Raw genomic sequence first — 10,731 nt, 5'->3', positions numbered from 1 at the left:
GGCGCCGCCGGAGCCGCGCGATGAACCTCTCGCAGGTCTTCATCGAGCGGCCGGTGGCCACCGTGCTGCTGGCGATTGCCGTCGTACTGGCCGGCCTGCTCGCGCTGCGCCAACTGCCGGTCGCGCCGCTGCCGCAGGTGGACTACCCGACGATCAACGTCTCGGCCAACCTGCCCGGCGCCAGTCCCGAATCGATGGCGGCGACCGTGGCGACGCCACTGGAGCGCGCGCTCGGCACGATCCCCGGCATCATCCGGATCGAGTCGAGCAGCTCGCAGGGCGCCACCAACATCGAGCTGCGCTTCGATCTCGGCCGCAACATCGACGATGCGGCCCGCGACGTGCAGGCGGCGATCAACGCCGCTCGCGCGCAGCTGCCGAGCGGCATGCCGGGCATGCCGCAGTACCGCAAGGTCAACCCGTCGCAGGCGCCGATCATGGCGCTGGCGATGACCTCCGCGCAGCGTCCGCCCGGCCAGGTCTACGACGTGGCCTCGACCATCATCGCGCAGAAGCTCGCGCAGATTCCCGGCGTCGGCGAGGTGCAGGTCGGCGGCAGCTCGCTGCCGGCCGTGCGTGTCTCGCTCGATCCGAACGCACTGAACCAATACGGCATCGCGCTCGACGAGGTCGCCGGCGCGATCCGCCAGGCCAATGCGCTGCGGCCGCTCGGCGCGGTGCAGACCGACCGGCGCAGCTGGCAGATCGAGGCCAGCCTGCAGCTGCGCACCGCCGAGGAGTACCGCCCGCTGATCGTCGCCTGGCGCAACGGCCGCCCGGTGCGCCTGGCCGACGTGGCGACCGTCGCCGAGGGCGTGGAGGACCGCTACGCCTCGGGCTTCCACAACGACCGCGACGCGGTGCTGCTGATCATCAGCCGCCAGCCCGACGCCAACATCATCGAGACGGTCGATGCGATCCAGGCCCAGATGGACGGCCTGCGCGCCCTGCTGCCGACCGACATCGACATGACCGTGGCGATGGACCGCTCGCCGGTGATCCGCGCCACGCTGGGCGAGGCGCAGACCACGCTGCTGCTGGCGATCGGCCTGGTCGTGCTGGTCGTGCTGGCCTTCCTCGGCAACCTGCGCTCGGGGCTGCTGCCGTCGCTGGCGATCCCGGTGTCGCTGTTCGGCGCGCTGGCGATCATCTGGCTGTGCGGCTTCTCGCTCAACAACCTGTCGCTGATGGCGCTGATCGTCGCCGCCGTCCTGGTCGTCGACGATGCCATCGTGGTGCTGGAGAACATCTCGCGGCACATCGAGAACGGCGAGCGGCCGCTGGCGGCGGCGCTGCGCGGCGCGGGCGAGGTCGGCACGACGCTGCTGTCGATGAACATCGCGCTGGCGGTGGTGTTCCTGTCGATCCTGTTCCTCGACGACTTCGTCGAGCGGCTGTTCCGCGAGTTCTCGATCACCCTGGTCGCGGCGATGGGCGTGTCGCTGCTGGTCTCGCTGAGCCTGACGCCGGCGCTGTGCGCGCGGCTGCTGCGCGCGCGTGATGCCGGTCGCGCCAGCGCCGTGCAGCGGCTGGGCAGCGGCCTGCTCGACCGCGTGCGCGAAGGCTACGTGCACACGCTGGAAGCCGCGCTCGCCCGTCTGCCGGTCGTGCTCGGCGTGCTGGCGGTGGTCGTCGCGCTCAACGTCTGGCTGTTCGACCGGGTGCCCAAGGGCATGGTGCCGCGCCAGGACACCGGCCAGATGCGCGGCTTCGCACGCGGTGACGACGGCCTGTCGTTCCAGGCGATGCAGCCGAAGATCGCCGCCTATCGCGAGCTGCTGGTGCGCGATCCGGCGATCGAGGACATCATCGGCTACGTCGGAGGCCGGTCCGGCGTCAACAACGCCTTCATCATGATCAAGGTCAAGCCGCTGGCCGAGCGCAAGGCGTCCAGCGAGGCGATCATCGCGCGCCTGCGCGCGCAGATGCCCAAGCTGCCGGGTGGCCGGCTCTGGCTGTGGGTGGACCAGGACATCCGCATCGAGGGCGGGTCCAGCGACGGCGAGTACGAGTTCGAGCTGCTGTCCGACGACCTGGCCGCGCTGAAGGAATGGACGCCCCGCGTCAGCGAGCGGTTGCGCCAGCTGCCCGAGCTGGTCGACGTGGAATCCAGCGGCGACGAGGGCATGCGCCAGGTCGTCCTCGACATCGACCGCGAGGCCGCCGCGCGCCTCGGCGTGGACATGCGCACCATCGCCTCGGTGCTCAACAATTCCTTCAGCCAGCGCCAGGTCGCGACGCTCTACGACAGCCTCAACCAGTACCGCGTCGTGATGGAGCTGGACCCGCGCTACACGCAGAGCCCCGACACGCTCGACCAGATCCACGCCATCGCCGGCGACGGCCGGCGCGTGCCGCTGTCGGCGTTCGCCAGCTACCGCTACGGCATGGCGCAGGACCGCGTGCAGCACCGCAACCAGTTCGCCTCCACGCGCATCAGCTTCGCGCTGGCGCCGGACGTCCCGCTCGGCCAGGCCGTCGCGGCGATCGACCGGGCGATGGCCGGCATCCTGCTGCCGACCGAGGTGCGCGGTGCGCTGGCGGGCGAGGCCGGCAGCTTCGGCCAGATGCGCGAGCGCCAGCTGTGGCTGATCCTCGGCGCGGTGATCGCCGTCTACTTGGTGCTCGGCATCCTCTACGAGAGCACGATCCAGCCGCTGGCGATCCTCTCGACCCTGCCCGCCGCCGGCGTCGGCGCGCTGCTGGCGCTGTACGCCTCCGGCGGCGAGCTGAACCTGATCGCGCTGCTCGGCCTGTTCCTGCTGGTCGGCATCGTCATGAAGAACACGATCCTGATGGTCGATTTCGCACTGGAGGCCGAGCGCCGCGCCGGCCTGTCACCGGCCGCGGCGATCGTGGCCGCCGCGCGGCTGCGCTTCCGTCCGATCCTGATGACCAGCGTCGCCGCGCTGCTCGGCACGCTGCCGCTGATGCTGGCGGCGGGCGAGGGGTGGGAGATGCGCCGGCCGCTGGGCGTGGCGATCGTGGGCGGGTTGCTGGTCAGCCAGGTGCTGACCTTGTACACGACGCCGGCGATCTATCTGGCGCTGGCGCGCTTGCGCAGGCGGGCGGTGGGGGATTCGGGTGTGGGGGCTGCGGTTGCTGCTGCGCGCGAGTAGTCTCTCGCGTCGCATTGCGTCTGCTTCGGTACTTGAGAAAGGTCGTGCCTTTTCCGCTTTTCGTTCGACGCCGGGGGCTCGGATAGCCGACACCTTCGGGTCCGCGCGTTTCTGATTCGCCACGCTGGGGCGAGTAGTGTCCCTGCCCCTTCACTCACCTCAGGACGTGTGGATACCTTCGTCGGGCCGCTGACATGCGCCCGCTTGCCGTTCGGAGAATCGGAAAAGTTGCACTTCGTAGGTGGACGGCATCCCTGCCTTTTTCCGCTCGCCTCCGGGCGAGCAGGTCACTTCTCTTTGCGTGCCCACTGCGCCGCAGGAGCGGCGCGAACGGCGAAGCCGGCCCGAAGGGCGGAGCGCAGGATGCGCGGAGTCAAGAGAAGTAACCCAGAGAAAGGGCACCCCGGTGCCGCGGTCTCCGGGCATCCTGCCCTCCGACTGCGCGAAGGCGCTCCGGGGTCCGCTGACAGCGCATCCCTGCGCCGACAGCGGACCGGGCCGCATCCCGCGGCCCGCCCTGCGGGCGGTTCCTCCGCACCTTCGCCGCGGCACAGGGGCCCCGTGGGCGCGCGTCCTGCGCGCTCAAGAAAAGAGCGAAGTACGCGCGAGCTTTCGGGCGTAGGCGATTGCGCCCTGGCTTTGCTGTTGGCCGTTGCTCCTGCGTGCGGGACGCACGTGCTTCTCAAGTCCCGTCGGCAGCGGCGGGCCGGCGAAGGATCAGCCCGCAGGGATGGCCTGTCGGCCAACCCCGTAGCCGGCCCGCGAACCCGCCGCACAGGCACTGTGCGGCGGGCGCGTACGCCGGGTGCCCTTCTCTTTGGTTACTTTCTCTTGGGCACGCAAGAGAAAGTGACCCGCTCGCCCGGGAGGCGAGCGGAAGAAGGCAGGGATGCCGTCCACCAACCAAGTGAGACCTTCCCGGACGGCGAGCGCGTAGCGGCACAACGTAGGCGTCCGGCGTGTCTCAAACGACGCGCTGAAAGGACGAACGAGAACGGTCAGGCCGGCGTAGACACCTTCATCAGCACCAAGCCAGACACGATCAGCACCGCCGCCAGCACACGCAGCGGCGTCAGCGCCTCGCCGAGCACGACGATGCCGACCACGAAGGCGCCCACCGCGCCGATGCCGGTCCAGATCGTATAGGCGGTGCCGAGCGGGAGCGTACGCATCGCCAGCGCCAGCAGGCCGAAGCTGCCGATCATCGCGACCACGGTGATCGCGGACGGTGTCAGGCGGCTGAAGCCGGCCGACTGTTTGAGGAAGTACGCCCAGACGATTTCGAGGGCGCCGGCGACGAGCAGGAGCAACCAGGCCATGATGACCTCCATGCAGGAAGCCGGGCCGTCCCGGCGGTGAGGCCCTAAGCGGGGGAGGTCGTCCTCGCCAGCGCGAGATGGGGCGCACGAGGCGCGTTTCAAGGCCGCGGCGTACCGTGCTTTCGGGTATCGGCCGCGGACGCTGGCCCCGGCGGTGCTCGGCGGTCCGGCGCGGATGCCGCGCGGGGCCGTCGACGGTTAGCATGGGGCATGGCGGTGCCGCGCAAGATCATCCACGTGGACATGGACGCGTTCTACGCGTCGGTCGAGCAGCGCGACGATCCGGCACTGCGCGGTCGTCCGGTCGTCGTGGCGTGGCGTGGTGCGCGCTCGGTGGTCTGCGCGGCGTCGTACGAGGCGCGGCGGTTCGGCGTCCGCTCGGCGATGCCGGCGCTGCGTGCCGAGCGGCTGTGCCCGCAGGCGGTGTTCGTGCCGCCGGACTTCACGCGCTACCGCGCCGTATCGCGCCAGGTGCGCGAGATCCTGCTGCGCCATGCCGAGTGGGTGGAGCCGTTGTCGCTGGACGAGGCGTATCTCGACGTCACCCGGCCGCGCAGCGCACTGCCGACCGCGACTGCCGTCGCGCAGCGGATCCGCGAGGAGATTCGCGAGGAAACCGGCCTCACCGCATCGGCCGGCGTCGCGCCGAACAAGTTCCTCGCCAAGATCGCCTCGGACGTGCGCAAGCCGGACGGCCTGTTCGTGATCCGGCCGCACGAGGTGCTGGATTTCCTGACCACCCTGCCGGTCGAACGGATTCCCGGTGTCGGCAAGGTCATGCAGGGCCGGCTGGCGGAGCTGGGTATCGCGACGGCCGGCGATCTGCGCCGGTTCGAGCTGGCCGAGCTGGAGCAGCGCTTCGGCCGCTTCGGGCGGCGCCTGCACGAGCGCGCGCTGGGCGTGGACGAGCGGCCGGTCGATCCGGACCAGCCGGTGCAGTCGATCTCCTCGGAGGACACGTTCTCCGAGGACCTGCCGCTCGACGCGCTGGCGCCGGCGATCGGGACGCTGGCGGCCCGGACCTGGGTCGCCGCGGGCCGGGTCGAGCGGGTGGCCCATACCGTCGTGCTGAAACTCAAGACGGCGCAGTTCCGCATCCTCACGCGCAGCCGGACGCTGGATGCGCCGCCGCGTTCGTCCGCTCACCTCGAATCACTGGCACTGGCCTTGCGCGAGCGGGTGGATCTTCCCGCCGCGACGCGCTACCGGCTGGTCGGCGTGGGCCTGTCGGGTTTCCGCGACCCGGAAGAAGACAGCCAGGGCTCGCTGTTCGAGCCCGGCGAGGCCTGAAGCGTGCCTTTCGTGCACCGCCACGCAGCGTTGCCGCAGGGACTGCCGGCTGTGCGCGCTCCGGCACTGGCGGCGACGTTCCTCACTTGACCGCCGGGCGCCGGGACGCTATCACCGGAAACCACCTGTCCGCCTGGGGATGATGATGAAGCGTGCGTTGACCGCCGTATTCCTGCTGTTGCTCTCGTTCGGTGCCCTGGCGGCGGACAAGCGCACGATCACGCACGAGGACCTGTGGCTGATGCCGCGCGTCGGTGCGCCGACGGTCAGCCCCGATGGCCGCCAGGCGGTCTTCGCGGTGACCGCGCCGTCGTACAAGAAGGACGAGTCCGCCACGCACCTGTGGATCGTGCCGACCGACGGCAGTGCGCCGGCGCGCCGCATCACCGCGTCCAAGTCCGGCGAGAGCGGCGTGGCCTGGAGCCCGGACAGCCGGCGCCTGGCGTTCTCGGCCAAGCGCGGCGACGACAAGCAGGCGCAGATCTGGATCCTGGATCTCGCCCAGGGCGGCGAGGCGCAGCGGTTGACGTCGCTGTCCACCGGTGCCGCCGCGCCGGTGTTCTCGCCGGATGGCCAGCGCGTGGCGTTCACCAGCCGCGTCTATCCGTCCAGCGCCAACGATGCCGACAACGAGCGGCTCGCCAAGGAAGAGGAAGAACGCAAGTACAAGGCACGCGTCTACACCGGCTTCCCGATCCGCAGCTGGGACAAGTGGCTCGACGAGAAGCAGACGCGCGTGTTCGTCCAGCCGGTCGCCGGCGGCGAGGCGCGGGACCTGCTGGCCGGCTCGGCACTGGTCAAGCTGCCGGGCTTCGCGCTGTCGGACGAGGGCGGCGTCTGGACGCCGGACGGCAAGGCACTGGTCTTCGCGGCCAGCCGCAACCGCGACCGCGCAGCCTGGTCGTTCACGAACTCGGACCTGTGGCAGGTCGGCGCCGACGGCGGCGAGCCGCGCCGGCTCACCGGCCGGGAGGCGGCCGATGCCGCCGACTCCTACGGCAGCCCGCGCTTCGGCGGCGACGGACGCACGCTGTTCGCGTCGCTGACGCCACGCAGCGATCGGGTCTACAACGCCACGCGCCTGGTCGCGCTGGAATGGCCCTCGCTGCGGGAGCGCGGGCGCATCGAGCTGCCGGACGGGCGTTCGGTCGCCGGCTTCGATCCCGCGCCGAACGGTCGCGAGATCTACCTCACGGCCGAGGATGCCGGCCAGGAAGCGCTCTATCGCGGCAGCGCCGGTGGCGGCGTCGCCAAGCGGATCGCCGTTCCCGAGCGCGGCCTGTACACCGGCGTGAGCGTCGGCGGCGCGCGCGCGCCGGTGATCCTGGCCACCTACGAAAGCGCCACCGAGCCGCCGGAGATCGTCCGTCTCGACCCGGGCGGCGCACCGGCGCGGCGCCTGACCGCGTTCGCGGCGGCCAAGGCGGCCGCGCTGGACCTGGCGCCGGCCGAGCATTTCTGGTTCGACAACGCGCGCGGCCAGCGCATCCATTCCATGCTGGTGCGGCCGCCGGGGTTCGATCCGGCGAAGAAGTATCCGCTGCTGGTGCTGATGCACGGCGGCCCGCACACGATGTGGCGCGACCAGTGGGTGCTGCGCTGGAACTACCACCTGCTCGGCGCGCAGGGCTACGTGGTGCTGCTGACCAACTACGTCGGCTCGACCGGCTTCGGCGAACGCTTCGCGCAGGCGATCCAGGGCGATCCGCTCAAGGGGCCGGCCGACGACATCAACGCCGCCGCCGACGAGGCGATCCGGCGCTATGCGTTCATCGACGGCGATCGCCAGTGCGCCGGCGGCGCCAGCTACGGCGGGCACCTGGCCAACTGGCTGCAGGGCACCACCACGCGCTACCGCTGCCTGGTCAGCCACGCCGGCCTGGTCAACCTCGAGTCGCAATGGGGCACCAGCGACATCGCCTACAGCCGCGAAGTCGGCAACGGCGGGCCGGTGTGGGAACAGGGACCGGTGTGGCGCGAGCAGAACCCGATCCGCCTGGCCGCGCAGTTCAAGACGCCGGTCCTGGTCACCTTCGGCGAGCGCGATTTCCGCGTGCCGCTCAACAACGGCCTGGAATACTGGGCGGCCTTGCAGCGCCAGCAGGTCGAGAGCCGGCTGATCGTCTTCCCGGACGAGAACCACTGGGTCCTCGGCGGCGAGAACAGCCGGTTCTTCTACAAGGAGGTCGCCGACTGGCTCAAGCGCTGGCTCGGGCCGGCCGAGGCGAAGGCGGCCGGGTCCGCCGCCGCGCCGGCCGCCTGACGCACGTCGCGCGCCGCCGTCACGGTGGCGCGCGACGGTGGACTCAGAGGAAGCGCGGGTTGGCGAGCTGGCCGAGGAAGTTGCCGACCACGCGCGGCTCCAGCGCGATCGTGAACAGGATGCCGTAGATCGCGCCGGACAAATGCGCACTGTGGTTGATGTTGTCGCCGCCGCGCTTGTTCATGTAGAACGTGTAGGCCAGGTACAGCACCGCATAGATGATCGCCGGCACCGGGATCACGTAGATGTAGATCGTCTGCCACGGCGCCAGCAGGATGAACGCGAACAGCACCGCCGAGACCGCGCCAGATGCGCCGAGGCTGCGGTACTGGCTGTCGTTCTTGTGGCGCATGAAGGTCGGGATGATCGAGACGACCAGGGCGCTGACGTAGAACAGCACGTAACCGATCGGGCCGATGTACTGCGAATAGAACCGCTCCATCAGGCCGCCGAAGAAATACAGCGTGATCATGTTGAACAGCAGGTGCATGCCGTCGGCGTGGATCAGGCCGCAGGTGGCGAAGCGCCAGTACTCACGCCCGCGCGTGATCGCCGGTGGCCAGAAGATCAGCCGGTCGATCAACTGGCTGTTGTTGAACGCCATGAACGAGACGATGCAGGTAATGGCGATGATGACGAGATTGGCGGACATGCGGCGTTTCCGTCGAGCTGAAGAAGGGGAGTGGCGTCGCGGCGGGCCGCCGGCGGGCTACGTTGGGGGTAGGGCAGATGGAGCGTGCCGCGGCGATGGGCACGTGGCGCTAGGAGCCGTCCAGCAGCTCGATCGCCATGACGATGGCGTCTTCGCGGCCGCGGCGTGACGGATAGTAGTTTGGGCGCTTGCCGATCTCGTTGAAGCCCAGTGACAGGTACAGCGCGATGGCGCGCGCATTGGACGGCCGCACCTCCAGGAAGATGCGCTCGGCGCGGTGCCAGCGCGCCAGGTCGATCACCCGCCGCACCAACCGCCGGCCGTAGCCGCGGCCTTGCCGTGCCGGTGCCACGCACACGTTGAGCACGTGCGCCTCGCCGGCGGCGACCGCGAGGATCGCATAGCCGATGATCGTCCCGTCCTCGACCAGCGAGCGGCAGTCGTAGCCGGCGCGCAGGCAGTCGCGGAAGATCCCCGGCGACCACGGGAACTCATAGGCCTGCTGCTCGATCGCGGCGACCGCCTCGACGTCCTGCTCGCGCATCGGCTGCAGGTCCGGCAGCGTCGGTTTCGGATGGGCGGACATCGGTTCAGTGCTTCGCCGCTGCGTCGCGCGCGGACAGCGTGCGTGCCAGCCGCTTCAGCTCGCCCCACAGCGCCCGCTTGGCGGCGGCGCCGCGCGCCAGGTCGTCGGGCTGCCCGGCGATGATCCATTCGCAGGCACCGAGCCTATCCGTCGGCAGGCCGGCGGCGACCCGGCGCGCAAGGTCCTCGCCGAGGACGACGAAGCCGGCTGCACTGCTGACGGCCGCGTCGTCCTCGACACCCGGTGCCCAGTCCAGGCGCAGCAGGCTCAGGCTGCGGCCGATATCGGCGAGCAGGGCGCCCGCGCCGCCGGTTCCGGCGTACAGCAGGACACGCGCCGCCGTGCCCGGGGCGCTGGCAGCGACGGCTGTCGCCGGTGCCGGGGCGGGCCCGGGGCCGGCCGGTGAAACGCGCGCAGGTGCCTCGGTCGCCGGCGCGGCCGCGTGCGCGGACCGCAGCACGTAGCGGTCGATGCCGAGCTCCGCCAGCCGCCGGCCGGCGTCAGCGCGCATCGGCCCAGCCATCGTGGCGTGCCGGACGGCGCCGGATCATGGTTCGGTACCACCACGCGCGGCGCGGCGGTCGCGCCGGTGCCGGATCAGGCCCCAGGCGGTCAGCACCAGGCCCGACAGCACGTACAGCGCGGCGATCGTCAGCAGCACGCGCGGCGTGTCGATCGCCAGCGCGACCAGGATCAGCATCGCCAGCGGGATCCAGATGAACGGCACCTTGTCCGACAGCGGCCAGGCCTTGAAGCTGTAGTAGCGCACGTTGCTGATCATCAGCAGGCCGGCGCCGATCGCCAGGAACGGCGTGATGAAGCAGACGTCGTCGCCGGTCAGGTCGGTGCGCTCGATCGTCCAGACGAAGGCCATGCACAGCCCCGCCGCGGCCGGGCTGGCCAGCCCCTGGAAGTAGCGCTTGTCGATGACGTTGACCTGCGTGTTGAAGCGCGCCAGGCGCAGCGCCGCGCAGGCGGCATAGATGAAGGCCGCCGCCCAGCCGACCTTGCCCCAGAACGGCCCGAAGCCCTTCAGCGCCGACAGCGACCAGGTGTACATCACCAGGGCCGGCGCCAGGCCGAAGCTGACCAGGTCCGAGAGCGAGTCGTACTGGACGCCGAACTCGCTCTGCGTGCCGGTCAGGCGCGCGACGCGGCCGTCGAGGCCGTCGAGCAGGGTGGCGACGAAGACCGCGATGGCGGCCTCGGTGTAGCGGGCGCCGATCGCGGCGACGATCGCGTAGAAGCCCGAGAACATCGCCGCGGTCGTGAACAGGTTGGGCAGCAGGTAGATGCCGCGTGACGGCTTCGGAGGGCTGGGGGTCTCGTCCATGCGTATCGTCGTGTCGTCGGCAGTGGCCAGTTTAGAGCGTGTCGTAGGACTTTGGGATACGTCGGCCCGCGCCGTGGACCGGCCGGGCACCCGTGGCGGGGCGGGCCGGCGCGCCGGACGGCCGGTCGCCGGAGCACCCGCTTTCCCGCGCTCCGGGCCGCCGGTTCCG

The 10,731-nt window shown here is 70.7% G+C and carries 8 protein-coding genes; 3 read left to right on the top strand and 5 right to left on the bottom strand.

The features are described 5' to 3' along the window. The first annotated feature begins 20 nt into the window (after nt 1–20). Nucleotides 21–3,119 (top strand): efflux RND transporter permease subunit, encoded by a 3,099-nt coding sequence (locus I596_RS13800; protein WP_067649107.1) that lies wholly within the window; start codon nt 21–23, stop codon nt 3,117–3,119. Between the two features lie 998 nt (nt 3,120–4,117). Here the strand turns inward: I596_RS13800 and I596_RS13795 are convergent. Then, nucleotides 4,118–4,438 carry a DMT family transporter gene (locus tag I596_RS13795; RefSeq protein ID WP_067651990.1) on the bottom strand — a complete coding sequence of 107 codons (321 nt, stop codon included), beginning with the start codon at nt 4,436–4,438 and terminating at the stop codon, nt 4,118–4,120. 210 nt (nt 4,439–4,648) lie between these two features. On the opposite strand from I596_RS13795, the gene dinB reads away from it, so the two are divergent. Together dinB and I596_RS13785 are read left to right on the top strand one after the other, a co-directional pair. Beyond that, nucleotides 4,649–5,728 carry a DNA polymerase IV gene (dinB, locus tag I596_RS13790; protein ID WP_067649104.1) on the top strand — a complete coding sequence of 360 codons (1,080 nt, stop codon included), beginning with the start codon at nt 4,649–4,651 and terminating at the stop codon, nt 5,726–5,728. A 145-nt stretch (nt 5,729–5,873) separates the two neighbouring features. Next, on the top strand, nt 5,874–7,991 hold the full coding sequence (locus tag I596_RS13785; protein WP_067651988.1) for a S9 family peptidase: 2,118 nt from the start codon (nt 5,874–5,876) through the stop codon (nt 7,989–7,991). 43 nt (nt 7,992–8,034) lie between these two features. Here the strand turns inward: I596_RS13785 and I596_RS13780 are convergent, their stop codons facing one another. The 4 genes from I596_RS13780 to pssA all read right to left on the bottom strand — a co-directional run bounded on the left by I596_RS13780 (nt 8,035) and on the right by pssA (nt 10,562). Then, nucleotides 8,035–8,643 carry a rhomboid family intramembrane serine protease gene (locus I596_RS13780; RefSeq protein ID WP_067649101.1) on the bottom strand — a complete coding sequence of 203 codons (609 nt, stop codon included), beginning with the start codon at nt 8,641–8,643 and terminating at the stop codon, nt 8,035–8,037. 109 nt (nt 8,644–8,752) lie between these two features. After that, the gene (rimI, locus tag I596_RS13775) at nt 8,753–9,229 is read right to left on the bottom strand and encodes a ribosomal protein S18-alanine N-acetyltransferase (RefSeq protein WP_067649098.1); all 477 of its coding nucleotides are present in this window, start codon (nt 9,227–9,229) and stop codon (nt 8,753–8,755) included. A 4-nt stretch (nt 9,230–9,233) separates the two neighbouring features. Then, entirely contained in the window at nt 9,234–9,740 is a 507-nt protein-coding gene (locus tag I596_RS13770; protein WP_067649095.1) for a hypothetical protein, read from the bottom strand. Nucleotides 9,741–9,776: 36 nt separating this feature from the next. Further along, nucleotides 9,777–10,562: a CDP-diacylglycerol--serine O-phosphatidyltransferase gene (pssA, locus tag I596_RS13765; RefSeq protein ID WP_067649092.1), complete on the bottom strand. Its 786-nt coding sequence runs from the start codon at nt 10,560–10,562 to the stop codon at nt 9,777–9,779. Nucleotides 10,563–10,731 lie beyond the last annotated feature (169 nt).

The organism is Dokdonella koreensis DS-123 (genome assembly GCF_001632775.1).
GTDB classification, from domain to species: Bacteria; Pseudomonadota; Gammaproteobacteria; order Xanthomonadales; family Rhodanobacteraceae; genus Dokdonella; species Dokdonella koreensis.
Note: the sequence above shows the minus strand (reverse complement) of the source record. Positions and strands in the feature narration are given on the sequence as shown.